Source organism: Desertibaculum subflavum, from assembly GCA_003576705.1.
GTDB classification, from domain to species: domain Bacteria; phylum Pseudomonadota; class Alphaproteobacteria; order Ferrovibrionales; family Ferrovibrionaceae; genus Desertibaculum; species Desertibaculum subflavum.
In genome coordinates, this window is sequence record QOZS01000024.1 from 53,932 (window position 1) to 80,286 (window position 26,355).

Annotated in this window: 23 protein-coding genes; 16 read left to right on the plus strand and 7 right to left on the minus strand. The window is 68.5% G+C overall.

From position 1 onward, the window contains the following. The first annotated feature begins 20 nt into the window (after nt 1-20). Nucleotides 21-1,043 (plus strand): hypothetical protein, encoded by a 1,023-nt coding sequence (locus DT074_RS14315; protein ID WP_119420537.1) that lies wholly within the window; start codon nt 21-23, stop codon nt 1,041-1,043. 6 nt (nt 1,044-1,049) lie between these two features. Further along, complete coding sequence (locus DT074_RS14320) at nt 1,050-1,925, plus strand: glycosyltransferase family 2 protein (protein WP_119420538.1); 876 nt, start codon at nt 1,050-1,052, stop codon at nt 1,923-1,925. Here DT074_RS14320 and DT074_RS14325 read toward each other — a convergent pair. Beyond that, nucleotides 1,864-2,859, minus strand: coding sequence for a glycosyltransferase family 2 protein (locus tag DT074_RS14325; protein WP_368744674.1), 996 nt, complete (start codon nt 2,857-2,859; stop codon nt 1,864-1,866). The two genes, DT074_RS14320 and DT074_RS14325, sit on opposite strands and share 62 nt — an antisense overlap. Nucleotides 2,860-3,032: 173 nt before the next feature. On the opposite strand from DT074_RS14325, the gene DT074_RS28075 reads away from it, so the two are divergent. The 14 genes from DT074_RS28075 (at nt 3,033) to DT074_RS14395 (ending at nt 18,481) form a co-directional block, all read left to right on the plus strand. Further along, the gene (locus DT074_RS28075; protein WP_162914904.1) at nt 3,033-4,964 is read left to right on the plus strand and encodes a hypothetical protein; all 1,932 of its coding nucleotides are present in this window, start codon (nt 3,033-3,035) and stop codon (nt 4,962-4,964) included. 338 nt (nt 4,965-5,302) lie between these two features. Next, complete coding sequence (locus DT074_RS14335; protein ID WP_162914905.1) at nt 5,303-6,238, plus strand: autotransporter outer membrane beta-barrel domain-containing protein; 936 nt, start codon at nt 5,303-5,305, stop codon at nt 6,236-6,238. A 91-nt stretch (nt 6,239-6,329) separates the two neighbouring features. Next, on the plus strand, nt 6,330-7,109 hold the full coding sequence (locus tag DT074_RS14340; RefSeq protein WP_119420541.1) for an alpha/beta hydrolase: 780 nt from the start codon (nt 6,330-6,332) through the stop codon (nt 7,107-7,109). Between the two features lie 103 nt (nt 7,110-7,212). Next, entirely contained in the window at nt 7,213-8,247 is a 1,035-nt protein-coding gene (locus tag DT074_RS14345) for an ABC transporter ATP-binding protein (protein WP_119420542.1), read from the plus strand. Then, the gene (locus DT074_RS14350) at nt 8,244-9,044 is read left to right on the plus strand and encodes an ABC transporter permease (protein ID WP_119420543.1); all 801 of its coding nucleotides are present in this window, start codon (nt 8,244-8,246) and stop codon (nt 9,042-9,044) included. The genes DT074_RS14345 and DT074_RS14350 overlap by 4 nt, the downstream gene beginning before the upstream one ends. Nucleotides 9,045-9,152: 108 nt before the next feature. Next, nucleotides 9,153-10,103 (plus strand): thiamine pyrophosphate-dependent dehydrogenase E1 component subunit alpha, encoded by a 951-nt coding sequence (locus DT074_RS14355; protein ID WP_119420544.1) that lies wholly within the window; start codon nt 9,153-9,155, stop codon nt 10,101-10,103. Further along, nucleotides 10,090-11,190, plus strand: coding sequence for an alpha-ketoacid dehydrogenase subunit beta (locus tag DT074_RS14360; RefSeq protein ID WP_119420545.1), 1,101 nt, complete (start codon nt 10,090-10,092; stop codon nt 11,188-11,190). Before DT074_RS14355 ends, DT074_RS14360 begins: the two co-directional genes overlap by 14 nt. 228 nt (nt 11,191-11,418) lie before the next feature. After that, nucleotides 11,419-12,609 (plus strand): DegT/DnrJ/EryC1/StrS family aminotransferase, encoded by a 1,191-nt coding sequence (locus DT074_RS14365; RefSeq protein WP_119420546.1) that lies wholly within the window; start codon nt 11,419-11,421, stop codon nt 12,607-12,609. Between the two features lie 23 nt (nt 12,610-12,632). After that, a complete protein-coding gene (locus DT074_RS14370; RefSeq protein ID WP_119420561.1) occupies nt 12,633-13,565 on the plus strand; it encodes an NAD-dependent epimerase/dehydratase family protein in 933 nt (310 codons plus the stop codon). Between the two features lie 130 nt (nt 13,566-13,695). Beyond that, a complete protein-coding gene (locus DT074_RS14375; RefSeq protein ID WP_119420547.1) occupies nt 13,696-14,631 on the plus strand; it encodes a GDP-L-fucose synthase family protein in 936 nt (311 codons plus the stop codon). A gap of 65 nt (nt 14,632-14,696) precedes the next feature. Beyond that, on the plus strand, nt 14,697-16,208 hold the full coding sequence (locus DT074_RS14380; protein WP_119420548.1) for a B12-binding domain-containing radical SAM protein: 1,512 nt from the start codon (nt 14,697-14,699) through the stop codon (nt 16,206-16,208). A gap of 4 nt (nt 16,209-16,212) precedes the next feature. Further along, a complete protein-coding gene (locus DT074_RS14385; RefSeq protein WP_119420549.1) occupies nt 16,213-16,938 on the plus strand; it encodes a nucleotidyltransferase family protein in 726 nt (241 codons plus the stop codon). Continuing rightward, the gene (locus tag DT074_RS14390; RefSeq protein ID WP_119420550.1) at nt 16,935-17,930 is read left to right on the plus strand and encodes a GHMP family kinase ATP-binding protein; all 996 of its coding nucleotides are present in this window, start codon (nt 16,935-16,937) and stop codon (nt 17,928-17,930) included. The genes DT074_RS14385 and DT074_RS14390 overlap by 4 nt, the downstream gene beginning before the upstream one ends. Next, nucleotides 17,927-18,481 (plus strand): NUDIX hydrolase, encoded by a 555-nt coding sequence (locus tag DT074_RS14395; RefSeq protein WP_119420551.1) that lies wholly within the window; start codon nt 17,927-17,929, stop codon nt 18,479-18,481. Before DT074_RS14390 ends, DT074_RS14395 begins: the two co-directional genes overlap by 4 nt. 9 nt (nt 18,482-18,490) lie before the next feature. Here DT074_RS14395 and DT074_RS14400 read toward each other — a convergent pair whose 3' ends face one another. From DT074_RS14400 to infB, 6 genes are all read right to left on the minus strand, one after another. Then, entirely contained in the window at nt 18,491-19,888 is a 1,398-nt protein-coding gene (locus DT074_RS14400; RefSeq protein WP_119420552.1) for an NAD(P)H-dependent flavin oxidoreductase, read from the minus strand. 124 nt (nt 19,889-20,012) lie between these two features. Then, a complete protein-coding gene (gene pnp / locus DT074_RS14405) occupies nt 20,013-22,145 on the minus strand; it encodes a polyribonucleotide nucleotidyltransferase (RefSeq protein ID WP_119420553.1) in 2,133 nt (710 codons plus the stop codon). A gap of 160 nt (nt 22,146-22,305) precedes the next feature. Next, nucleotides 22,306-22,575, minus strand: coding sequence for a 30S ribosomal protein S15 (rpsO, locus tag DT074_RS14410; protein ID WP_119420554.1), 270 nt, complete (start codon nt 22,573-22,575; stop codon nt 22,306-22,308). 11 nt (nt 22,576-22,586) lie between these two features. Continuing rightward, nucleotides 22,587-23,489: a tRNA pseudouridine(55) synthase TruB gene (gene truB / locus DT074_RS14415; RefSeq protein ID WP_119420555.1), complete on the minus strand. Its 903-nt coding sequence runs from the start codon at nt 23,487-23,489 to the stop codon at nt 22,587-22,589. Further along, entirely contained in the window at nt 23,486-23,917 is a 432-nt protein-coding gene (rbfA, locus tag DT074_RS14420) for a 30S ribosome-binding factor RbfA (RefSeq protein WP_119420556.1), read from the minus strand. Before rbfA ends, truB begins: the two co-directional genes overlap by 4 nt. Before the next feature lie 31 nt (nt 23,918-23,948). Further along, the coding region (infB, locus tag DT074_RS14425) for a translation initiation factor IF-2 (protein ID WP_119420557.1) at nt 23,949-26,355 on the minus strand (2,407 nt) is incomplete at its 5' end.

A 26,355-nucleotide genomic window follows, 5' to 3' on the forward strand; every position in this document is an offset into this window, starting at 1 on the left:
ATCGCGCCGAGACGCCCGAATTGAGCGACCACGAGCAAGACCCGCTGGACGATATCGAGCCGGAACCCCGCCGCGGCCACACTGCCGTGATTGCCGGCGTGGTGGCCGTGGTGGCGCTGGTGGTGGCGGTGGCCGCGTGGTTCCTGCAGTTCGGCGGACCCACGCCGCCGCCCCGCGTGGCCGAGGCGCCGGCGCCGGTCACGCCCGCACCCTCTGCGTCCACTCCCGGCGGCGCGGTGAAGCCGCTCGATACGACGCCGCTGCCGCCGCGCATGGTCGACAGCTCGGCCACCACCTATCCGCTGTCCAACTGGCAGATCGCCCCGGTGCCGGCGCGGGGCGGCGCGATCGAGCGCGCCCGCATTCTCGGCCGTGCCGACGCGACCCAGCAGGGCAACCTGCGCCAGGATGACCTGCTCGAGATCACCGGCTGGGCCGGCGATCCGGCGCTCGGCATGCGGGTCGGCAAGGTCCTGCTGTCCGCCTGCGACCAGATCTTCGCCAGTGCCGCGGTCGGCCGGCCGCGCCCCGATATCGCGAAGAGCGTGCATCGCAATCTGACCGAATCCGGCTGGGTGGCGGAAATCCTGCTCGGCCACGTGCCGCGCTGCGACAACACGGTCATACGCGCCTGGGGCGTGGCGCCCGGGCGCCCGCTGTTGCTCGAGATGGAGGCGGAGCTGCCGCTGCCGGCGGAGCCGCGCCCGGTGGCGCCGCTGCCGGCCGTGACCTTGCGCGCGCCGCTCGCCGGCCCGCCGGCCGAGCCGATCAGCCCCTCGACATTCCTTGTGCTCGAGCGTGCCGCCCCGCTGCGCTCCTGTGGCGCCGCGGATTGCGCCACGGTCGCCACCCTCGCCCAGGGGCGCAACGACGGCTATCTGATCGAGCGCAGCGGCGAATGGGTGCTGATCGCGGTCGGCGGCAATGCCGGCTGGATCATCGACAGCGCGATCGAGATATTGCCGCTGCAGAAGGACGGCACACCGCCGCCGTCGCCCCCGGCCAACGGGCAGAGCAAGAATCCGGCCCGCGACCGGCGCTGATCGCCGGTGCGCGCCGCGGTCGTCGTCGTCACCTATCGCACCGGACCGCTGCTCTGGCGCTGCATCGCCTCGGTCCTCGCTGCGCCGGAGGCGGCGCAACTCGTTGTCGTCGACAACGGCAACGACGTGGCGACGGTCGACCGCCTGCGCGCCATGGCCGCGGCCGAGCCGCGGATCGACCTGCTCACCGGCCACGGTAATGTCGGCTTCGCGCGCGGCTGCAATCTCGGCGCCGCGCGCACCAGCGAACCGGTCATCCTGTTCCTCAATCCCGATACGGAGCCGGCACCGGCGGTGCTGCCGGCGCTGCTTGCCGCGCTTGCAGCCGATCCGGGCGCCTGGGTTGCGGCGCCACTCCTGGTCGACGGTCGAGGCCGCGTACAGCCCGGCACGCCGCGCAACGCCCTCACGCCGCGCAGCATGCTGGGGGAGGCACTCCGGCTCGACCTCGTGTTTCCCAAGGCGTTTCCCCGCCTGAACCTGCATCGCATGGCGATGCCGGCCGCACCCTTCGCCATCGCCGCCTGTTCGGGTGCCGGCCTGGCGATCCGGCGCGAGCGCCTGCAGGCGCTCGGCGGCTTTGACGAAGGCTATTTCCTGCATGTCGAGGATCTCGATCTCTGCCAGCGCATCAATGCGTCGGGCGGCCGCATTCTCTGTGTGCCGTCGGCGCGCGTGCTGCATTGCGGCGGCACCAGCGATGCGCCGGCCGTGACGGTGGAAGGCCACAAGGCACGCGGCTTCGTGCGCTATCTGCGGCGGCATTTCGGCGCCGGGCTGCCGCGCCCCGCGCTGGCGGCCCTGATCGCGCTGGTCTGGCTCAGATTCGCGGGGCGGGCTCTCGTGGCGACCATAGCGCCGGGGCGCGCCGGATCGCCTTGAGCGGCGACCAGACCAGTGCCGCGGCAATGGCGCCGGCCGGCACCCGGCGTGCCGCCTGAATATGTCGGCGCTCCGCCCAGCGCTGGGGCAGCCCGGCGCAGGCATCGCGCAAGCCGCGCAGAAAGGCCGGCGCCCGGCCGCGCAGCGCCGCTGCAGCGAGCAGGGCGAGGGTTGCGGCGACATGAGGTGTAAGCATCACCGCGAGCAGCGGCATCGGCATGCAGCGTAGCAGCAGCCATAGCCGGTTGCGGGCGCCGTGATAGACGGCGAAATCCGAGCGCCGGCCGGCGCTGGCGCCGCCCCAGTGCCGCACGATGGCATCCGGCACCAGCACGCTCTTTCCGCCCGCGAGGCGCAGGCGGAAGCCGAAATCGACATCCTCGCAGAAGCAGAAGAAGGCCTCCGCGAAACCGTCCAGGGCGCGGAAGCGCTCGGTGCGGTAGAGCGCCGCGGCAGCACAGGCGCTGAAGCATTCGGCTTCGCGGAACGGCTGCAGCCGCTGCCCGAAGCCGCCGCGCCAGGGAATGCCCCAGGCGCTCAGCGCATCGCCGGCGCCGTCGAGCCGCGCCGGATCGGCAGCGTCGAGCTGCAGCGAGGCGAAGGCATCGACATCGGCATGTCGCTTTGTGGCGGCGAGCAGCCGCTCCAGCCAATCGGGCGCGGGGATCGCATCGGGGTTCAGCAGCGCGAGCCAGGTTCCGCGCGCGGCGGCGGCGGCCCGATTGTTGGCGGCGGCAAAGCCCAGATTGCCGCCCATCGGCACGAATCGCAGGCGGGGATCGGTGCTGGCGCCGCGTGCCGCGGCGAAGGCACCGTCGGTCGAAGCATTGTCGCAGACGATCGCCTCGAAGCCGCCGAAGGTCTGGGCTTCGAGCGCGGCGAGGCAGCGTGCCAGATGCGCCCCGGCATTGTGCACGACGACGATCACCGTCACCGACGGCGCGGGCGCATCTGGTTCGCTCAGCGGGCTGTCTCCGGTCCGGGTTGCGCGCCTTCGGCGTGGCGACGCATCATGCCAAGCCGCCGGCCGGGCCGGTATACGAACCAGATCCTAAGGAGACACGCGAATCGATGTCAGGCCGGGCGGCAACGGCGTCCCGATGGCTGATGGCGTTCGGCCTGATGCTGTCGCTGGCCGCCGGCGCGATCGGCCTGACCCCGCTGCGGCTCGGCGTCTGGGGCACCAGCGAGGCGATCGGCCTGACCCTGCATGTCGGGGCGCTGCTGGCGGCGCTCGGCCTGGCCCTGGCGGCCAGGGCCTGGCCCGGCGCCGTCGCATCGACCCTGCAGGCGCCGGTCGTGCTGGTGCCCTTCGCGCTGGCGGTGTGGAGCACACTGGTCGCACCGGCGGCGGAGTATCCCTGGCTTTCGGTGTTCGGCGCGCCGCAAACCTCGGAGGGTGCGCTGCTCTTCCTCGACATGGCGGTCTGGTCGGCAGCCACCATGATGCTGCGCGACGCGGTGCCGGCCGCGCGGGTGGTCGCCGCCACGGCGCTCGCCGCGTCCTTGGCCTTCGCGCTGCTTTTTCTCGGCGCGGCGACGCGAATCTTTTTCTATCCGGACTGGCTGGCCTTCTTCGGCCTATTCACGCCGGCGATCGTTGTCGGGCTCGGCGGCGGCATGGCGGGCGGTCGCGACGCCGCGGCGCGCTGGCTCTGGGGCGCGGCGCTGGCCGCTGGCCTGGTGCCGCTCGCGATGTCGCGCAATCTCGCGGCCATCGCCGCGGTGCTGCTGGCGACGCCGCTTGCTTTCGGGGCTGATCGCCTGATGCGCCGGCGGCCGCATCTCGAACGCTGGTGGCGCCCGGCTGCCGTCGCGCTGGCCATCGTTGCGCCGTTGCTCGGCCTTGCGTTCATCTGGCTGCTCGGCGCATCCGGATTTCTGGCGACGATCTCGTCACGCATGCTGGCGGCCAAGGTGGCGCTGGCCGGGTTCGGCGGCGCGGCGTCGCGCTGGCTGACCGGCCAGGGTTGGGGGCATGACGTGCTGACCTTGCTGCGCGGCCTCGACCACGCCGGGCAGACCGGGCTCGACCAATCCTGGGACCTCGCCGCGCGCGACTATTTCCACAGCCACCATGGCGTCCTGGAAGCTCTGATCAGCGCCGGGATTCCGGGCGCCGTGCTGTTCGCGGCGCTGCCGGTCGCCGCGATCATCGGTGCCGAGCCGCGCTATCGTGCCCTCGCCGCCGCCACCGCGCTGGCCTATGCCGCCACCATCTGCTTCTGGTTCCAGAGCCCGGCCAGCTTCGCGTTTCAGGCGATCGCCTTCGCCGCCCTGGCGCGCCGTCGCGCCGTGCCGGCCTGGCGGCCGATCGCCGCCGCATTGCCGCCGTCGGGCTGTGCGCTGGCACTGGCCGGCGCGGTCGCCTTCCTGTTGCCGTTCGGCGTCGCGGCGCAGCGCCAGTTCGTCCGCACCGACGTGCGCCTCGCCTCGGCGCCGGAGGCGGCCTGTGCCGATTTTCCTGCCGAGGCCTGGCGCGGCGACCTCGGCCTCGCGCGGCTCTACGGCTCGCAAATCTACGGCGCCGAGAGCAAGGCCCGGACCGAGGGCTGGTCGCCGGCGCTGCTCGACCGCCTTGCCGCCTTCGTCTGCCTCGCCGAGCAGCGCAGCGCGCGCGACGGGGCGGTCTACCTGCTGTTCTGGGGGCTCGATCTGCGCGGGCGGCTGGCACATCTCGGCGAGTTCGCGGGCGCGCGGGCCCGCTTGGCGACCTTATTCGACAATTGGTCGGCGCGCCTGGATGCGTTCGGCGCCCTGGCACCGGGCCGAAGCGATGTCGCGGTCGGCTATTACGGCTGGGCGATCGCCGGCGGGCGGCGGGCCGAAGCAATCGCGCTGGGCAACCGGTGGCTCGCGCGACGGCCGGACGATCCGATCAGCTTGTGGTTCACCGGCAATGCGATGCTGCTCGACACCGACGACGCAATCGCCCGGCTCGGGCTGCAGCGGATGAGCCGGGCATTGGCGCTCGGCGTCGACCGGATGATCCCGGTGGATCCTGCGATGCGTCGCCGTCTGCAGGCCGCAGGGGGATGATTCTGTTCGCATTTCCAAGATGTTGCCGAAACACCACACAATGCCGTTAACCAAATGGCGAGGCGTCCACCTAACCTTTTGTTAGGCGGGAAAAGCTGTTATCCATCAAGGTGAACGCTGAGCGTGATGTGTCTGCGGCGGCGGGTGCGGCAGATGCGGATTTTGCGTTCCAAGAGGGGTGCATCATGAAGCGGCAAGTTTGGAGCGTAGTCGCAGGCGCTGTTGTCTTGGGCTTGGCGTTGCTGGCGCGGCCGGCGCAGGCACAATACGCCTACGGGTCAGAGCTGCCGTCCGATGGTAACGGCCCCGGCGCTTCCGCTGTCGCTTCCAGCCTCGCGGTGACCCGCATTGCCACCGTCACCAACGCCGCGCCGACCGAATCCCGCATCTCCCAACTCGCCAGCAACAGCGCCTTCTCGCCGCTGGCGGTCGCGCAGGTCGGCACCAGCGTCGGCAACAAGGGCTTCGGCCAGGGCACCGGCCTCGCCGGCCAGGGCGGCCAGCGCCGCTACGGTCTGTGGCTCAACGGCGCCTATTCGGATATCGACTACGACAAGTCCAACCTGAGGTTCGACGGCGATTCCTACTCGGTCGGCTTCGGGCTCGACTACCTCGTCATTGACAACGTCATCATCGGCATCTCGGCCGCCTACGAGAACACCGACCTGAAGCTGCAGAGCGCGCTCGGCAAGTTCGAGCGCGACGGCTGGACCGTCGGCCCCTATGTCGCGATCCGGCTCGGCCAGTACTTCACGCTGTCCGGCACGCTCGGCTTCTCCTGGCTCGACGCCGATGCGTCGACCGGCGCCGGCGGCAGCGAGAAGTACGATACCGATCGCTGGTATGCGAGCGGCAATCTCGGCTTCAATTACCCGGTCGGGCAGTGGCGGCTCGGTGCCTCGGTCGGCTATCTCCACATCGACGAGGAAGACGATGCGCATACCACCAGCCTCGGCTTTGCCGTCGGCCGGCAGGATCGCACCATCGGCCAGGGCCGCGTCGGCGCCTCCGTCGGCTATGATTTCGGCGGCATCACGCCCTATCTCATGGGCCGGTTGGAGCATGAGTTCGATTCGCCGAACGGCGTCAACCTGACCAATGGCGGCGGTATCACCACGCAGTCGACCAAGCCCGACCGCACCGGCTTCGTGGTCGGCCTCGGCGTCAACTTCAACTACGGCGCGCTGTCGGGCGGTCTGCTGGCGACCAGCCAGGAAGGGCGCGACAGTCTGGATGTCTACACGCTCTCCGCCAACATCCGCATGGCGTTCTGATCCACTCGCGCGGTCGCGCGCGACGCGAAGGGCCAGCTTTTTCAGGCTGGCCCTTCTGCTTTGCGCCGGCCTGCTGGCCGGCTGCGGCGCGGTGCTGGAGCCGATCCAGGAAGGCCGCGCGCTGATCGAGGGCCTGGCGGCGCGCGACGGCTGGACGCGGACCGAGTATGCGGCGGAACGGTTCTCCTTCATCGGCTATCGCCGCTTTCTCGCCGGCAGCCCCGAACTGATCGTCTATATCGAAGGCGACGGTGCCGAATGGGCAGGCCAGCGGCAGCCCGCTGATCCGACTCCGCCGGAGCCCGACGCCTTTCGCCTGGCGCTGGCCGATCAGGGTGCCAGCCGGCTTTATCTCGGCCGGCCCTGCCAGTTCCTCGCCGCGGCCGAGCTTGTGCGTTGCGATTCGGTCTATTGGGCCGGCCGCCGCCACGCGCCGGAAGTCATCGCCGCGCTGTCGCTGGCGATCGATCGCGAGAAGGCGGCGAGCGGTGCCCGCCGCATCGTCCTGCACGGCAAGTCGGGCGGGGGTGTCGCGGCGGCGCTGGTCGCCGCGCGCCGGCGGGACGTTGCCTTTCTGATGACGGCGGCGGCCTATCTCGACAGCGCGCTGTGGACCGCGACTCATGGCGTGACGCCGCTGCACGGCTCGCTCAACCCGGCCGATCTGGTCGCCGATCTTGCGCATGTTCGCCAGGTGCACCTCGTCGGCGGGCGCGACCGGATCGCGCCGCCGGCGGTGACGCAGAGCTATGCCGCCCGCTTTCCCGAGGGCGCGCCGGTCGCGGTGATCGTGCTGGCCGATTTCGACCACGATTGCTGCTGGCGCCGGCGGTGGCCCGCTCTGCTGGCGGAATACCGCCGCCTGCCGTGACAACCGGGAAATGGCCGCCCCCGCTGTTTGACCCCGTCGCGGGCGCACGGCTATACCGCGCCCGGGCGGACCTACGGCGAGTCCTCACGCGAAACGGACGCGGATGAACGAAACGGGAGAGCGGGGCGGTGAGGCGGCGGAGACGATCGTCGCGCGCCACCAGGGCAGCCACTATGCCGTGCTCCGCCATGCGGACCGTTTCTACGGCGTTGCGCTCGACGATCTGCCCTTCGATCCCGAGCGCATCCGAACCGGCAGCTGCCGCCGCAGCGTGCACCAGGCGGCGAGCCGGGCCGAGGTCGAAGCGCTGATCGATGCGGATCCCTGGGCGTGGTCGACCGACCCGCTGCCGCCGGTTTTCCACCGCGGCGCGCGTCCCGCCGCTGCCCGCGGCGACGGGCGCGAGCCGGTCGTCGATCTGCGCGGCGCGGTGGTCAGCGTGCCGGTCCGCCCGGCGGCGGAGACCGTGAAGCGCCGTCTGATCCACGGCATCCGCGGCGAGGCACGCCGGTGCGTCGCGCTGCTGCGCCAGATCGACCTTGCGGTGCGGCCGGGCGAGCGGGTCGGCATCGTCGGCCGCAACGGCAGCGGCAAGACCACGTTGCTGAAGGCGGTGGCCGGCATCTATCCGCTCGCGGAAGGCAGCCGCCATGTCGTCGGCTCCATTGCGCCGGTGATCGCGCAGGGGATCGGCTTCGATCACGAGCTTTCGGCCGCGACCAACATCAAGCTGGCACTCGCGCATATGGGGCGGCTGGAAGCTTGGTCGCCGGCATTGCAGGAAGCCATTCTCGATTTCGCCGAGCTTGGCCACCGCGCGCATCTGCCGGTGCAGCTCTTGAGCTCGGGCCAGCAGGCGCGGCTCGCCTTCGCCGTCACCCTGTTCCAGACGCCCGACATCCTGATCCTCGACGAGATCTTCGCCACCGGCGACGAGGCCTTCCTGCGCCGCGCCACCGCGGCGATGACGGCGCGCATCCGCACCACGCCGATCGTGTTCCTGGTGAGCCACAACCTGGCGCCGATCGAGGCGCTCTGCACCCGCTGCCTGATGCTGGCCGAGGGGCGCATTGCTGCCGACGGGCCGACGGCCGACGTGCTGGATCTCTATCGGCGGACCTATCGGGGCGCCGCATGACGGACCGGACCGACCCCGCGGCGCAGGGCCCGGCCTCCGGGCTGCGGCACCTTGCGCGCACCGCGCTCTATCTCGGCTGGGTGCGCGTGCAGCGGCGCTATGTGGGATCCAGTCTCGGCGCGCTCTGGTCGCTGGCCAATCCGATCGCCACGACCCTGATCCTGTTCCTGGTCTTCGCGCATTTCATGCGCGTGCCGATCGCCAATTACGGCCTCTACCTCGTCGCCGGCATTATTCCCTGGACCTTCCTCGCCACCACCTTGAACACGGTGACCCAGTCGCTGACCAGCCGGCGCGACGTGCTGCAATCCTCGCTGGTGCCGCCGATCGTGTTCGTGATCGCCGACGTGGCGGCGGAACTGATCATGTTCGCGCTCGCCTATCTGGCGCTGCTGCTGCTCGCCGCGCTGGTATTCGGCGCGCCCGCCGCGGTGGCCTGCGCGTTGCCCATCGTGCTGGCGCCGCTCGTCGTGTTCACAGGCGCCGTGGCCGTGGCCGTCGCCTTCCTGTCGGTCTATTTTCGCGACCTGCCGCATCTGTTGCAGGTGTTTCTCGCCATGATGTTCTGGCTGGTGCCGGTGGTCTATTCCGTCGACATGGTGCCGGAGCCGTTCCGCTTCATCGTCAACTACAATCCCTTCGCGCTGATGATCCTGCCCTCCATCCTGGTGGTGCATGGCGGCATCCTGCCCTCGGCCAAGCTGTTCGCGACCTCGGTCGGCATGGCGGGGCTGGCCTGCCTGGCCGCCTGGTGGCTGCACGCCAGGTTGCGGCGCGATCTCGTCTACCACCTGTAAAAGCTTGACAAACAGGGGGGCAAACCGCAGTTTCGCCGCGGTTTTTCGCCGCCCCAGACTGCGTCGAATCGCTTCATTCCCGTTCATTTTTCAGGGCCGTCCGCCGGCATGCTTCCCGAGGCCGACCTCGCACGCATCTACCGTTCGCTCCGCCTGATCCGCCGCGCCGAGGAAGAGACGGCGCGCATCTACCCGAGCGACAGGATCAAGAGCCCCGTCCATCTCGCCATCGGCCAGGAGGCCGTGGCGACCGGCATCTGCGATCCGCTGCGGCCGGAAGACGTGGTGGCGCCGACCTATCGCAGCCATGCGCTCTATCTTGCCAAGGGCGGCTCGCTGCGCGGCATGATGGCCGAGATGTACGGCAAGGCGACCGGCGTCGCCGCCGGCAAGGGCGGCTCGATGCACCTGATCGATGCGGCGCGCCATGTGCTCGGCGCCTCCGCCGTGGTCGGCACCACCATCCCGCTCGCCGTCGGCTACGCGCTGGCGCTGAAGCGCGAGGGCAAGGGCCGCGTCGCCGTGGCGCTGTTCGGCGACGGTGCGACGGAAGAAGGCGTGTTCTACGAGAGCCTCAACTTTGCCTCGCTGCACCGACTGCCGGTGCTGTTCGTCTGCGAGAACAACGGCTTCGCCATCCACACGCCGCTCGCCAAGCGCTGGGCATCCGAGAAGCTCTGCGACCGCGCCGCGGGTTTCGGTCTGCCCACCACACGCATCGCCGATGGCGACGTGCTGGCGATCCGCGAATCCGCCGCCGGCTATGTCGAGAAGATGCGCAAGCGCGAGAGCGGCCCGGCCTTCATGGAATGCCTGACCTATCGCTGGCGCGAGCATGTTGGCCCGGCCGAGGATTACGACGCCGGCTATCGCCCGCATTCCGATCTGGAGGCTTGGCAGAAGACCGATCAGGTCGCCCGCATCGGCGGCATGCTGAAGGCGGAGGCGCGGGCGAAGGTCGATGCGGCGATCGAGGCGGAGATCGCCGACGCGGTCGCCTTCGCCGAGCAGAGCCCCTGGCCCGACCCGAAGGAGCTGACGGCCGATGTCTACGCCTAGCTCTGGGCCCAGCTCTGGGCCTGGCCCCTCGGGCAAGAACGGCCTGCGCACGCTGAAATATGTCGACGCCATCGCCGAGGCGCTGGCTCAGGAGATGGAGCTCGATCCTTCCGTCTTCCTGTTCGGCCTCGATGTCGACGACCACAAGGCGATCCAGGGCTCGACCCGTGGCCTGCTGCAGCGCTTCGGCGCCGAGCGGGTGTTCACCACACCGCTTTCCGAAGACGCGATGACCGGCGTCGCCATCGGTGCGGCCATGGCCGGCATGCGGCCGGTCCATGTGCACATCCGGATGGATTTCCTGATGCTGTGCATGAACCAGCTGGTCAACATCGCCGCCAAGGCCCGCTACATGTATGGCGGCCAGGTCAAGGTGCCGATGGTGGTGCGCTCCATGATCGGCAAGTCCTGGGGCCAGGGCGCGCAGCACAGCCAGGGCCTGCATTCCATGTTCATGCACGTGCCCGGCCTCAAAGTGGTGGCGCCGTCCAATGCGCATGACGTGAAGGGCTGCCTGATCGCGGCGATCCGCGACGACAATCCGGTGATCTTCGTCGAGCACCGCCTGCTCTACGGCACCGAGGCGAACGTGCCGGAAGAGCCCTATGTGCAGGAATTCGGCAAGGCGCGCGTCGCCCGCAAGGGCAAGGACATCACCCTGGTCGGCATCTCCAACATGCTGGTCGAATGCCTGCGCGCGGCGGAGCTGCTGCACGAGGCCGGCATCGAGGCCGAGGTGATCGACCCGATCTCGCTGGTGCCGCTCGACTTCGCCACCATCCTGGCCTCGGCCTCGCGCACCGGCCGGCTGCTGGTGGTCGACAATGCCTGGACCAATTGCGGCGCCAGCGCCGAGATCCTGGCCCGCACGGCGGAGAGCGCGGACCGCGCCATTTTGATGCGGCGCATGGGCTTCGCGCCCACGACCTGCCCGACCAGCCCGCCCTTGGAGGCGCTGTTCTATCCGAACCCCGCCACCATCGCGACACAGGCGCGCCGCATGATCGAGCCCAAGGCGCCGGAATGGGATCCCAATTCCGAGCGCGCCAAGCTCGCCTACCAGACCCAGTTCCGCGGCCCGTTCTGAGCCGCGCAATGGCTGCAAGCTCGATGTCCCTCGCCGTGTCCCTCTCTCCCCACTGGTGGGGAGAGAGGCTAGGTGAGGGGGGCGTTCGTCAAAGACTCATCGTCGGAACTCGTGCGCACCGTTCGCAGCGTCGCGCCCGATCTGCGCAGCGCATCCTCCCCACCTCACCCAACCCTCTCCCCCCTCTTCGAGGGCGGAGAGGGCTTTCTGCGTAACGGAAACTTGCCGATGTTCTACGAACTCGCCGTCAGCACCTGGGGGGAGGAGGAAATCGCCGCCCTCCACCGCGTGATCGAATCGGGCCGCTTCACCATGGGCGAGAACGTCGCCCGCTTCGAGGCCGACTTCGCCCGCTATTTCGGCATGAAGCACGCGGTGATGGTCAATTCCGGCTCCTCCGCCAACCTCGCGGCCGTGGCCGCACTTTGCCACAAGGCGGAGAGGCCGCTCCAGCGCGGCGACGAGGTGATCGTGCCGGCGATCTCCTGGGCTACGACCTATCACCCGCTGCAGCAATATGGCCTGAAGCTGAAATTCGTCGACGTCGATATCGACACGCTCAACATGGACGTGAAGCAGCTCGAGCGTGCGCTGACGCCGAAGACGCGCATGCTGGTTGCCGTCTCGATCCTCGGCAACCCCTGCGCCCTCGATGTCATGCGCGCCTTCTGCGACAAGCACGGCCTCTACTTCCTGGAGGACAACTGCGAATCCATGGATGCCGAGGTGGCGGGCCGCAAGACCGGCACCTTCGGCCATCTCAACACCTACAGCTTCTTCTTCTCGCACCACATCTCGACCATGGAAGGCGGGATGGTGCTGACCGACGACGAGGAGCTCGCCCATCTCTGCCGTGCCATCCGCGCGCATGGCTGGGTGCGCGATCTGCCGACGGACACCAAACTGTACCAGCGCAAGGCGAACGACCGCTATCAGGCCTATCGCTTCATCCTGCCGGGCTACAACCTCCGCCCGCTCGAGATGTCGGGCGCGGTCGGCATCGAGCAGCTGAAGAAGCTGCCCGGCATGACGGCGGCCCGGCGGAAGAACATGGCGCTGTTCCAGAAGCTGTTCGCCGGCGACGAGCGCTTCATCATCCAGAAGGAGCACGGCACCTCGTCCTGCTTCTCCTTCACCATCATCCTCAACCCCAAGCTCGGGCCCGACCGCGACTACATCTTCCAGGCGCTGGAGAAGGCCGATATCGGCTATCGCGTCATCACCGGCGGCAATTTCCTGCGCCACGACGCGATCAAGTACTACGATTACGATGTGGTCGGCGGGTCCTGCCCGAATGCCGATATCGCGCATGATTACGGCCTGTTCGTCGGCAACCATCCGTTCGACATCGCAGCCCAGATCACCCGGCTCCACGAGGTGCTCGATCGCGCGTGGAACGAATCGACCCAGAAGCGCTGAGGATTGAGAGCATGGCGCAAGGCCTGAACGTTCTGGTCACCGGCGGTGCGGGCTATCTCGGTTCCACCTTGGTGCCGATGCTGCTCGCCCAGGGGCACAAGGTCACCGTGCTCGACAATTTCATGTTCAAGCAGAACTCGCTGGCGCAGATCTGCCACGACCCGAATTTCGACGTCGTGCAGGACGATTGCCGCAACGAGGGCGTGGTGAAGCGCCTGATCGCGAAGGCGGATGTGGTGATCCCGCTCGCCGCCCTGGTCGGCGCGCCGCTCTGCAACGCCGACCAGACCGGCGCGGTGACGATCAATCTCGACGCGGTGAAGATGATCTGCCGGCTGGCATCACCGGCGCAGCGCATCGTGCTGCCGAACACAAATTCCGGCTACGGCGTCGGCGAGAAGGACGCGTTCTGCACCGAGGACAGCCCGCTCAACCCGATCACGCTCTACGGCCGCACCAAGGTGGACGCCGAGAAGGCCGTCATGGAGCGCGACAATTCGCTCTCCTTCCGCCTCGCCACCGTGTTCGGCATGTCACCCCGCATGCGGGTCGACCTGCTGGTCAACGATTTCGTGCACCGCGCCGTGTTCGACCGCGCCGTCGTGCTGTTCGAGGCGCATTTCAAGCGCAACTACATCCATGTGCGCGACGTGGCGCGCGCCTTCCTCCACGCGATCGACAATTTCGAGGCGATGAAGGGCCAGAGCTACAATGTGGGCCTCTCCGACGCCAACCTGTCGAAGGCCGAGCTCTGCCAGCGCATCCAGAAGCACCTGCCGAAATTCGTCTATCTCGAGGCGCCGATCGGCGAGGACCCGGACAAGCGCGACTACATCGTCTCCAACTCGAAGATCGAGGCGACCGGCTACGCGCCGGCCCATTCTCTCGATGCCGGCATCGCCGAACTGATCAAGGGCTTCCGCATGATCCGGAATACGCAGTACGGCAACGTGTGAGGCGCTCGCTCTTCCTTTCAACCGTCGTGGCCGGGCTTGACCCGGCCACCCACGCGTTGAGGTCAGCGGAGCGGATAGCCGTGGATGCCCGGGTCAAGCCCGGGCATGACGACCTGAACGGGATGGTCATATGGCCTTCGAGCTGAAAGGTCGCCGCGTCTGGATTGCCGGCCATCGCGGCATGGTGGGGGCGGCGCTGCTCCGCCGCCTGCAGCGCGAGCCGGTGACGCTGCTGGCCGCCGACCGCGCGGCGCTCGACCTGCGCCGCCAGGCCGATGTCGAGACCTGGGTCGAGAAGAACAAGCCGGAGGCCATCATCATCGCCGCTGCCAAGGTCGGCGGCATCAAGGCGAACGACGCCTATCCGGTCGATTTCCTGTACGACAACCTCGCCATCCAGACCAACATCCTGCGCGCCGCGGCGGAGCAGGGTGTCGCACGCGTCATGGTGCTCGGCTCCTCCTGCGTCTATCCGAAGCTCGCCGAACAGCCGATCAAAGAAGAGACGCTGCTCACCGCGCCACTCGAGCCGACCAACCAGTGGTACGCGCTGGCCAAAATTGCGGCGATGAAGCTCGCCGAGAGCTATCGCCGCCAGCACGGGCGCGACTTCGTCAGCGTGGTGCCGACCAATCTCTACGGCCCGGGCGACAATTTCGACCTCGAGCAGGGCCACGTGATCTCGGCGCTGATGCGCAAGATCCACGAAGCGAAGCAGGCCGGCCGCGATGCCGTCGAGATCTGGGGCACCGGCAACCCGAAGCGGGAATTCGTCTTCGTGGACGACGCCGCGGACGGCCTTGTCTTCCTCCTGCAGAACTATGCGGGCGAGGATCCGATCAACTTGGCCGGCGGGGAGGAGGTCTCGATCCGTGAGCTTGCAGGCCTGCTCGCTGAGATCATCAATTACCAGGGCCGTTTTGAGTATCTAACGGACCGACCCGATGGAATGCCGCGCAAGCTATTGGATTCACAGCGTATTTCCAAGATGGGCTGGGTGCCGAGCACGTCTCTTAGGGACGGGCTGATGGCCACCTATAGATGGTTCGCCCAAACTAGGTTATGAACCCCTCGTGATTTGAGGTCGCTCTACCGGGCTGCGACCGGCGTTGCGCAAGGGGTTGTTGAGGGATGTCCGATCTCGACCTGCTGCTGATCAATCCGGGCGGCCGCGAGCAGATCTACCAGGAGCTGGGCGAGGAGCTGACCGCGGTGGAGCCGCCGATGTGGTGCGGCATCATCGCCAACAATGCCCGCATCCACGGCCTCTCGGTGCAGATCATCGACAGCGAGGCCGAGCGCTGGGGGCCGCAGACCGTGGCCGCCGCGGTGGCCGAGCTGAAGCCGCGCCTGGTCGGCCTGATCGTGTTCGGGCACCAGCCCTCCGCCTCGACCCAGCAGATGGTTGGCGCCCGCATCGCGGCCGAGGCGATCAAGGCGGCCGCGCCGGAGCAGCGGATGATCATCGTCGGCGGCCATGTCGCCGCGCTGCCGGAACGCACCCTGCAGGAAGAGGTGGTGGACTTCGCCTGCAACGGCGAGGGGCCGGTGACCATCCGCGAACTGGTGGCGCAGCTGAAGGGCGAGACCCCGGATTTCGCCGCCGTGCCGGGCCTGGTCTGGCGCGACGGCGAGACGATCCGGAACAATCTGGGCGCACCGCTGATCCAGGATCTCGACACCGAGCTGCCGGGCTCCGCCTGGGACCTGCTGCCGATGGAAAAATACCGGGCGCATAACTGGCAGTGCTTCGGCGACCTCGCCAAGCGGGTGCCCTATGCCTCGATCTACACCACGCTCGGCTGTCCTTATAAGTGCAGCTTCTGTTGCATCAATGCGCCGTTCGGCAAGAACGGCTACCGCATGCGCAGCCCCGAGAACGTGGTGGCCGAGATCGACCATCTGGTGAAGACCTACAACGTCCGCACCTACAAGATCGTCGACGAGATGTTCGTGCTGAACGAGCGGCACGTGATGGCGGTCTGCGACCTGCTGATCGAGCGCAATTACGGCCTCAACATCTGGGCCTATGCGCGGGTCGATACGGTGAAGCCGCATTTCCTCGACAAGCTGAAACGGGCCGGCTTCCAATGGCTCGCGCTCGGCATCGAGAGCGGCTCGAAGCATGTCCGCGACGGCGCCCGCAAGGCGCTCAAGGACAACGACATCGTCAACATCGTGCGGATGATCCAGCAGGCCGGCATCAACGTCATCGGCAATTTCATCTTCGGCCTGCCGGACGACACCGAGGCGAGCATGCGTGCCACGCTCGAGCTGGCGCAGGAGCTGAACTGCGAGTTCTCCAACTTCTATTCCGCCATGGCCTATCCAGGCTCGCCGCTCTACGCCATGGCGGTGGAGAAGGGCTGGGCGCTGCCGGAGAGCTGGTCCGGCTATTCGCAGCATTCCTTCGATTGCCGCCCGCTGGACACCGAGCATGTCGGCGCCGACACGGTGCTCGCCTTCCGCGACGCGGCCTTCGATGCCTATTTCACCAGCCCGCGCTATCTCGACATGGTGACCCAGCGCTTCGGTTGGGACACGAGGAAGCACATCGAGCAGATGACCAAGCACAAGCTGAAGCGCAAGCTGCTCGAAGGCCGCGCGCCGCTCCGTATCGACGCGCTCGAATCCGCCGCCTGAACCGATGTCCCTCGCAGGGGTCGACGTCGCCGTCCTTGCGGGCGGGCTTGGTACACGCATTGCCGGCGTGCTGGGCGATACGCCCAAGGTGTTGGCGCCGGTGGACGGCCGGCCCTATCTCGCCTGGCTGGTCGACTGGCTCGCGCGCTTCGGCGTGCGCCGCGTCGTGCTCTGCCTCGGCCATCTCGCATCCAAGGTCGAGGACTGGGTGGCGCGCAATCCCCGCGCGGATATGGAGATCGTCGTCTCGGTGGAGCCGTCGCCGCTCGGCACCGCCGGCGCGCTCCGCCATGCCCGCGCGCAGCTCGGCTCCGATCCCGTCTTGGTGCTCAACGGCGACAGCTTCGTCGCCGCCGATCTCGCCGCCCTGCTGGCGCGGCACCGCGCGGCCGGCACCGAGGCCACCATGCTCTGCGTCCAGGTCGCCGATGCCGGGCGCTACGGCCGCATCGAGCTGGATGAGGCAGGCCGTATCCGCCGCTTTGCCGAGAAGGAGGCGGGCGGCGGGCCGGGCCTTATCAACGCCGGATTCTATCTGCTTGGCCGTGCCATGCTGGACCGCATCGCGGCCGGCCAAGCGACGTCGATCGAACAGGAGATCTTCATGGCGGAAGCGCCGGGCCGCATCGCGGCCGAGGTGACGGGCGGCCCCTTCATCGATATCGGCACGCCGGAGAGCCTGGCCGCCGCCGGCGCCGCGTTCCGGCGGATCGTCGGGGTGCCGGCATGATCATCAGCCGGACGCCGTTCCGCGTGTCGCTGTTCGGCGGCGGCACCGACTATCCACAATGGTACCGCAGCCACGGCGGCTCGGTGCTCGGCTTCGCCATCAACAAGTACTGCTACATCACGCTCCGAGAACTGCCGCCCTTCTTCGAGCACAAGCACCGCATCGTCTATTCCCGGGTCGAGCTGGTGCGCGGCATCGAGGAGATCCAGCATCCCGCCGTGCGCGCCGTGCTGCAGGACAAGAAGATCAGACACGGTGTCGAGCTGCACCATGACGGCGACCTGCCGGCGCGCTCCGGCCTCGGCTCGTCCTCCTCCTTCACGGTCGGCCTGCTCAACGCGCTCGCGGCGCTGGAAGGCCGCATGCTGAGCCGGCAGGAGCTGGCGGCCGAGGCGATCCGCATCGAGCAGGAGGTGATCCGCGAGAATGTCGGCTCGCAGGATCAGGTCTGGGCCGCCTATGGCGGGCTCAACCGCATCGACTTCAACACCGACGGCACCAGGGCGGTGCTGCCGGTGGTGGTCCCGCCGGCGCGCCGCCAGGCGCTCGAATCGTCGCTGATGCTGTTCTTCACCGGCTTCTCGCGCTTCGCCTCCGAGGTGGCGAAGAAGAAGATCGAGAATTTCGCCACGCGCGAGGCGCATCTGAAGGGTCTGCGCCAGAACGTGGAGGAGGGGCTCGCCATCCTGCAGGACGAGCGCCGCTCGCTCGACGAGCTCGGCCGGCTGCTACACGAAGGTTGGCGGCTCAAGCGCGAACTGGCCGACGGCGTCTCGACGCCGGCGATCGACGAGATCTACCAGGCCGGTCTCGCCGCCGGCGCGATCGGCGGCAAGCTGCTCGGCGCCGGCGGCGGCGGCTTCATGCTGTTCTACGTGCCTGCGGAGAAGCGCGCTGCGGTGCGCGAGCAGCTGCGCGACCTGATCCATGTCGGCTTCAAGATCGAGGGCGAGGGCAGCAAGATCGTCCTCTACGAGCCGAACGGGCTTTGACGCGGGTCGAGCGCCTCGGCCGCAGATTGGCCGCGGAGAATTCCCGCTGGCGCGTCTTCCTCGACCACATCCGCGACGAAGCCGGCCGCGAAGTGCCGGACTATCTGGTCGTGGAGCCGAAAGTCGCCCTGCCCGGCGCGGTCACCGGCGTCGCCGTCCTGCCGGTGATGGACGACCGTGTCGTCCTGCTGCCGGTCTGGCGCCATGCCATCGCCGCCCAAGGCTTCGAGCTGGTGAAGGGCTTCATCGACGCCGGCGAGACGGCGGCCGAGGGCGCGCTGCGCGAGCTCGCGGAGGAAACCGGCCTCGCCTGCGATCCGGCCGATCTGGCGTTCATCGGCAATGTCGCGCCGGAGCCGTCCACCTTGGCCGGCAAGGGAGCACTGTTCATCGCGCGCGATTGCCGGCCGGCATCGTCGCCGAGCGACGACGAGATCGGCCTCGCCGCGCCGCGAGCCTTCGCGACCGACGAGCTCGATGTGCTGATCCGCGACGGCGCGATCGAGGACGCGATGACGCTGGTCGCCTGCCTCAGCTATCTGCGCCGATAGCCGACGCGCTCAATCTCCGGTCTGCAGGCGCTCCACCAGATCTTTCACCGACGGGATGAAGCCGTTGGCGTAGTAGGGGTCCTGGGCGAAGCGATAGGCGGCGTGGCCGGCGAACATCAGGTTGTGGTCGAGCGATTCCGAGTGGCTGATGTCCTGCAGGGTCTTCTGGATGCAGAAGCTGCGCGGGTCGGCCTTGCGGCCGGTGGTGCCTTCCTCGTTCTGCGACCAGTTGGAAAAGCTGCAGGCCGAAAGACAGCCCATGCATTCCACCTGGTCGATGCGGATCTGCCGCCCGCGCTCCGGCGTGACGAAGATCAGGGTCGAATCCGGCGTGCGCATCGCCTCGGTGAAGCCCTGGTTCATCCAGGCCAGCGCATGCTGCTTGTCGGCCGCGGTGACGAAGACGGCGCGGCCGCGCGGGCCGACCTTGAGCTCGGTATCGTGCTCGCCGATCGGCTCGTGGGTGAAGGCGATCTGGCGCGCGCTGCGCTCGTGCAGCTCGATCAGGAAGGCGTTGCGCACCGCCGATGAATAGAACCCGGTGGGGCTAAACTTGTTGAGGTACACGTCACCCGGCTTCAAGGTCAGCAGCCGCTTCTTCCAGGCATCCGAAATCGGGCTTTCCTGAGTCAGCAGCGGCCGGGTGCCGAACTGGAAGGCGATCGGGCCGAGCTCCGGGTTGCCGATCCAATCCTCCCACTCGCGCAGGTTCCACACGCCGCCCGCCATCACGATCGGGGTGTGCTCCAGGCCGAACTCGCGCATGGTCTCGCGCAGCGCCAGCACGCGCGGGAAGGGCGGCTCGGGATGGCGCGGGTCCTCGGAGTTGCTCAGGCCGTTATGGCCGCCGGCCAGCCACGGGTCCTCGTAGACCACGCCGCCCAGCCAGTCGGAGAACTTGTGATAGGCCCGCTTCCACAGCGCCCGGAACGCACGGGCCGAGGACACGATCGGGTAGTACCAGATGCCGTAATTGGCCGCGATCTGGGCGATGCGATAGGGCATCCCGGCGCCGCAGGTGACGCCGTTCACCAGCCCCTTGGCGCCTTCCAGCACGCCGTGCAGCACCCGCTCGGCGCCGCCCATCTCCCACAGGATGTTGACGTGGAGGCGAGCGTCAGGCCCGGCGATGTCGCGCGCGATCTGCGCCTGGGTGACGCCGCCGGCGATGGCATAGGCGACCAACTCCTCGTGCCGCTCGCGCCGCGTCTTGCCGTGATAGATCTGCGGGATCGGCCGGCCTTCGGCGTCGTAGCTGTCGGCATTGACGCCCGAAAAGGTGCCGACGCCGCCGGCCTTGGCCCAGGCGCCGGAGCTTTCGCCGTTAGAGACCGAAATCCCCTTGCCGCCTTCGACCAGGGGCAGCACCTCGCGGCCGGAGATGCGGAGGGGGTTGAGCGTCTTCACGTGCCTCTCCTGTGGTGACGGCCCCGGGTTACGGGGCCGGCCCTATCCGCCCTGATCTTGTGCGGTGCGCGTCGGACGGCAAGCGGCCGTCCGGGGCCCGTTTGCGATGGCTGCTTTTATCCGGTCAGGCTTCCGCCGGCATCTCGGCCTTGCGCTGGGAGATGTCCTCGCCCGTCGCCTGGTCGACCGCCTTCATGCTGAGGCGCACCTTACCACGGTCATCCACGCCCAGCACCTTGACCTTGACCTCCTGGCCTTCCTGGATCACGTCGGTCACCTTGGCGACCCGCTTCGGCGCCAGCTCGCTGATATGCACAAGCCCGTCGCGGCTGCCGAAGAAGTTCACGAAGGCGCCGAACTCGACCACCTTCACGACCTTGCCCTTGTAGATGTGGCCGACCTCCGGCTCGCTGGCGATCGACTTGATCCAGTCGATGGCGGCCTGGGCGTCATTGGCATCGGTCGCCGCCACCTTGATCGTGCCGTCGTCCTCGATGTCGATCTTGGTGTTGGTCTTCTCGCAGATCTCGCGGATCACCTTGCCGCCGGTGCCGATCACTTCGCGGATCTTGTCCTTGGGGATCTGCATCACGGTGACGCGCGGGGCATGGCCCTTCACCTCGGCGCGGGCGGCGTCCAGCGCGCGGCCCATCTCGCCCAGGATGTGCAGGCGGCCGTCCTTTGCCTGATCCAGGGCGATGCGCATGATCTCCTCGGTGATGCCGGCGATCTTGATGTCCATCTGCAACGCGGTCACGCCCGAGGCGGTGCCGGCCACCTTGAAGTCCATGTCGCCGAGATGGTCTTCATCGCCCAGGATGTCGGACAGAACGGCGAAGCCGCGGTCCTCCTTGATCAGGCCCATGGCGATGCCGGCGCAGGGCGCCTTCAGCGGCACGCCGGCATCCATCATCGAGAGCGAGGAGCCGCAGACCGTCGCCATCGAGGACGAGCCGTTGCTCTCCGTCACTTCCGACACGACGCGGATCGTGTAGGGGAACTGCTCCTTCTTCGGCAGCAGCGGGTGCACGGCGCGCCAGGCGAGCTTGCCGTGGCCCACCTCGCGCCGGCCCGGCGTGCCCATGCGACCGGTCTCGCCGACCGAGAACGGCGGGAAGTTGTAGTGCAGCATGAAGTGCTCGCGGTACTCGCCCGTCAGCGCGTCGACGATCTGCTCGTCCTGGCCGGTGCCGAGCGTGGTTACGACCAGCGCCTGGGTCTCGCCGCGGGTGAAGAGGGCCGCACCGTGGGTGCGCGGCAGCACACCGACCTCGCAGACGATCGGCCGGATCGACTTGGTGTCGCGCCCGTCGATGCGAAGCCCGGTATCGAGCACGGCGTTGCGCAGCACATCGGCCTCGAGGTTCTTGAACACCCCGCCGACCACTGCCGCCTCGGCCTCGTTGCCGGCGCAGAGTTCCTTCGCCTTCTTCTTCACCGCATCGATCGCGGCATAGCGGTTCTGCTTGACGGTTTCCTTGTAGGCCGCCTTCAGGTCCTCGGTGATGGCGGCCCGCAGCTTGGCGGTGACCGTCTCCACCTCGGGGGCCGGCTTCGGCATGTCCCAGGGGTCCTTGGCGCAGCGCTCCGCCAGGCCGATGATCGCCTCGATCACCGGCTGGAACGACTTGTGGCCGAACATCACCGCGCCGAGCATGATTTCCTCGGAGAGCTCCGAGGCCTCCGATTCCACCATCAGCACGGCGTCGGCGGTGCCGGCGACGACGAGGTCGAGCTGGCTCTCCTCCATCTGCGCCGCGGTCGGGTTCAGCACGTATTCGCCGTTGACGTAGCCCACGGCGGCGGCGCCGATCGGGCCGAGGAACGGAATGCCGGACAGGGTCAGCGCCGCCGAGGCGCCGATCATCGCGATGATGTCGGAATCGTTCTCCAGGTCATGGCTCAGCACGGTGCAGATGACCTGGGTCTCGTGGCGGAAGCCGTCGGCGAAGAGCGGCCGGATCGGCCGGTCGATCAGCCGCGAGATCAGGGTCTCGCGCTCGCTCGGACGGCCCTCGCGCTTGAAGAAGCCGCCGGGAATCTTGCCCGCGGCGAAGGTTTTCTCCTGGTAGTTCACCGTGAGGGGGAAGAAGTCGATCCCCACCCGCGGCGACTTCGCGGCGACCGCGGTGCAGAGCACCGTGGTCTCGCCATAGGTGACGAGCACGGCGCCGTCGGCCTGACGGGCGATCCGCCCCGTCTCGAGGGTGAGCTTCTGCCCGCCCCACATCAGCTCCTTCTTGTGGATCTGGAACATGGTTCTTGGTCCTTCCTTCAGGCAGCCGATCGTCCTAGCCGGCCGCGTTCACCCCAACATCAGGGCACAATCGAATCATAAAGCCGGCGGCCGCCCCCGTCTGCGGGGGCGTCGCCGGCGTTTGGTTGTGGCCGGCCACCGCGTGGGGCCGCGCCGTCTGTCACTTGCGGATGCCGAGGCGCTTGATCAGCGCTTCGTAGCGCGAGTTGTCCTTGCCCTTCAGATAGTCGAGCAGGCTGCGCCGCTGGCTCACCAGCATCAGCAGGCCGCGGCGGGAATGGATGTCCTTGCCGTGGACCTTGAAATGCTCGGTCAGGTTGTTGATGCGCTCCGAGAGGATGGCGACCTGAACTTCGGGCGAGCCGGTGTCGGTCTTGCTCTGGGCAAATTCCTGGATGAGCGCCTGCTTGCGCTCGGCCGTAATCGACATCGGGTTCTCCTCTAGCGTAGGTTGAAAACGCGCACCGGCCGAACGTCGCCGCCCTGGACCTCTGCCAGGGCGACCAGCCGTCCCCTGGCCATGGCCCGGAACAGCCCGTCGTCGGTGTCGAGCACCCGTATCGCCTGGCCGCCCGCTAGGCGTTCGGCCTGGGGACCGGTCACGGCCAGTGCCGGGATGTCGTCCAGCACGGTCTCGACCGGGTAAAGGTGCTCGCAAGGCTGGCCTCTATGCCATAGGGCCCTCAGGCGTTCCAGCGAAATCGCCTGGTCCTCGCCGAACCGGCCGACCCGCGTGCGGCGCAGCGCCTCGACATAGCCGAAGCAGCCGAGGCGGGCGCCCAGATCGCGGGCCAGCGCCCGCACATAGGTGCCCTTGGCGCAGTCGACTTCGAACACCGCGGTGTCGGCACCGGCTTCCTTGAGCTCGAAGCGATGCACGGTCACCGGACGCGGCGGCAGGTCCGGCGGCGCGCCGGACCGCGCCAGCGCATAGGCCCGCTCGCCGTCGACCTTGAGCGCCGAGAAGGCCGGCGGGCGCTGCTCGAAACTGCCGGTGAAGGCCGGCAACAGGGTTTCGATCGCGCTGCGCTCGGGCCGCTTCTCGCTCGACGCGACGACCTGCCCCTCGCTGTCGTCGGTATCGCGCTGTTCGCCCCAGCGCACGGTGAAACGGTACGACTTGTCCGCATCGAGCGCATAGGCGACCGTCTTGGTCGCCTCGCCCATGGCGATCGGCAGCACGCCGGTCGCGATCGGATCCAACGTGCCGCCATGGCCGGCCTTGGCGGCATGGGTGATGGCGCGCACGGCCGCGACGACCTTGGCCGAGCTGATCCCCGGTTCCTTGTCGATCACGATCCAGCCGTCGATCTTGTCGCCCTTGGAGCGCCGCCGCTGGCTCATTCCTCGTCCGGATTCTTGGTCAGATCGGCCCGCACGCGCTCGTCGTTGAGCAGCTGGGAGATGCGGTCGGCGCGCTCGAACCGGTCGTCCAGGCGGAAATGCAGCTCGGGCGTGAATTTGAGCCGCACCCGCTTCGCCACCTGGCCACGCAGGAACGGCGCGCAGCGGCCGAGGCCGGCCAGCACCTCGCCCTTGTCGCGGCCGCCGAGCGGCAGCACGAAGACATGGGCGGTGCGCAGATCGGGGCTCGGCTTCACTTCGGAGATGGTGACGGAGACGCCGGCCAGCGCCGGATCACGCAGCTCCTCGCGCGCCAGCACCTCGGCCAGCGCGTGGCGGATCGCCTCGCCGACGCGCAGCAAGCGCTGCGAAGGCTCGCCCCCTCGGGGCGACGCCCCGCCTCGGCCGGACGAATGGGCACGCGACATGGCTTTGCTCCGGCATCACGCGGCAGCCCCGTCAGAGCTGCCGCGCCACCTCGATGACCTCGAAGCACTCGATGATGTCGCCTTCGCGGATGTCGTCATAATTCTCGAACGACATGCCGCATTCGGTGCCCTGCTTGACCTCGCGGACCTCGTCCTTGAAGCGCTTGAGGGTCGAAAGCGTGCCTTCGTGGATGACGACGTTGTCGCGCAGCAGGCGGACCTTGGCGCCGCGCTTGACGGTGCCTTCGGTGATCATGCAGCCGGCCACCTTGCCGACCTTGGTGATGTTGAACACCTGGCGGATCTCGGCATTGCCCAGGAACTGCTCGCGCAGGCTCGGCGCCAGCATGCCGGACAACATCGCCTTGAGGTCGTCCAGCACCTCGTAGATCACCGAGTAGTAGCGGATGTCGACATGGTCGCGGGTCGCCAGATCGCGCGCCTGCTTGTTGGCGCGCACGTTGAACCCGATGATCATGCCTTCCGATGCTCGGGCCAGGGTGACATCGCTCTCGTTGATGCCGCCGACGGCCGCATGCAGCACGCGGGCCGCCACCTCCTCGGTCGCGAACTTGGCGGTGGCGCTGACGATGGCTTCCAGCGAGCCCTGCACGTCGGCCTTCACCACGATCGGCAGCTCCTTCAGCTCGCCGGCCTTGATCTTGGCGAACATCTGCTCGACCGTGCCGCGGCCGCCCACCACGGCCTTGGTGTCGCGCGCCTTGCGCTGGCGGTAGTCGGAAATCTCGCGCGCGCGGGCCTCGTTCTCGACCACCGAGAAGCTGTCGCCGGCCTCCGGCAGGCCCTGCAGGCCCAGCACCTCGACGGGCATCGCGGGGCCGGCTTCTTCGATGTTCTTGCCGCGATCATCGACCAGGGCGCGCACGCGGCCCCATTCGGAGCCGGCGACGAAGATGTCGCCGACGCGCAGCGTGCCGCGCTGCACCAGAACGGTCGCCACCGGGCCGCGGCCGCGATCGAGCTGCGCCTCGACGACGGCGCCTTCCGCGGCGCGATCGGGATTGGCCTTCAGGTCGAGAATTTCCGCCTGCAGCAGGATCGCTTCCTCGAGCTTGTCCAGGCCCTGCTTGGTCTTGGCCGAAACCTCGATCGCCAGCACCTCGCCGCCCATCTCTTCGACGACGATCTCGTGCTGCAGCAGCTGTTCGCGCACCCGCTGCGGCCGGGCGTCCGGCTTGTCGACCTTGTTGATCGCCACCACGATCGGCACGTTGGCCGCCTTGGCATGGCGGATCGCCTCGATCGTCTGCGGCATGACGGAATCGTCGGCCGCCACCACCAGCACCACGATGTCGGTCACCTTGGCGCCGCGGGCGCGCATGGCGGTGAAGGCCTCGTGGCCCGGCGTGTCGAGGAAGGTGATCCGCGCCCCGGATTTCAGGTTCACCTGATAGGCGCCGATATGCTGGGTGATGCCGCCCGCCTCGCCGGCGGCGACGTCGGTCTCGCGCAACGCGTCCAGCAGCGACGTCTTGCCGTGGTCGACATGGCCCATGATGGTGACCACCGGCGGCCGCGACAACAGGTGCTCGTCCTGGTCGACCTCGCCGACCAGGCCCAGCTCGATATCGCTCTCCGATACGCGGCGGGCGCGATGGCCGAATTCCTGGATCACCAGCTCGGCGGTATCGGCGTCGATCGCCTGGGTGATGGTGACCATCATGCCCATCTTCATCAGCGACTTGATGACGTCGACGCTGCGCTCCGCCATGCGGCTCGCCAGTTCCTGCACGGTGATCGATTCCGGCAGGATGACGTCGCGCAGCACCTTCTTCGGCGCCTCGCGGCTCATGCCCATCTGCTGGCGCCGCTCGCGCTGCTGCTGGCGGCGATAGGCGGCCAGGGAACGGACGCGCTCGCTTTCGTCCAGCGCCGTGGTGACGGTCAGGCGGCCGCCGCCGCGGCGCTGCTCGCCGCCGCGGCCGCGCGTGGCCGGGGCCTTGACCGGGATCGGCGCCTTCATGCCGGGACGCAGACGCTTGCGCGCTTCCTCTTCTTCCTCGGCGGCTCCGGCCGGCCGGCCGCGCGCGGCAGCACCGGCGGCGTCCGTCGCCGGGGCGGCGGCTTCCGGCTCGTGCAGACGGCGGGCGGCTTCCTGCTCGCCGCGGCGACGCGCTTCGTCCTCCTGACGCTTGCGCGCTTCCTCTTCGGCCGCACGCTTGGCGGCGGCTTCGCGCTCGGCGCCGAGGCGAACCTCGTCCGCGGCGCGACGCTTGGCATCTTCCTCGGCGCGCTTGCGCGCCTCGGCATCGGCCCGGATCGAACCCTCCAGCGCGCGGGCGCGGGCGGCCTTCTCCTCGTCGGTCAGCTGGCGCAGCACGACGCGGCCGCGCAGCGAACGGTCGGCCTGCTGGCCGCTGCGCGGGGCGCCGCCGGCGGGGCCGCGGCTCGGTGCGGGCTCGGCGCGTGCCGGGCGG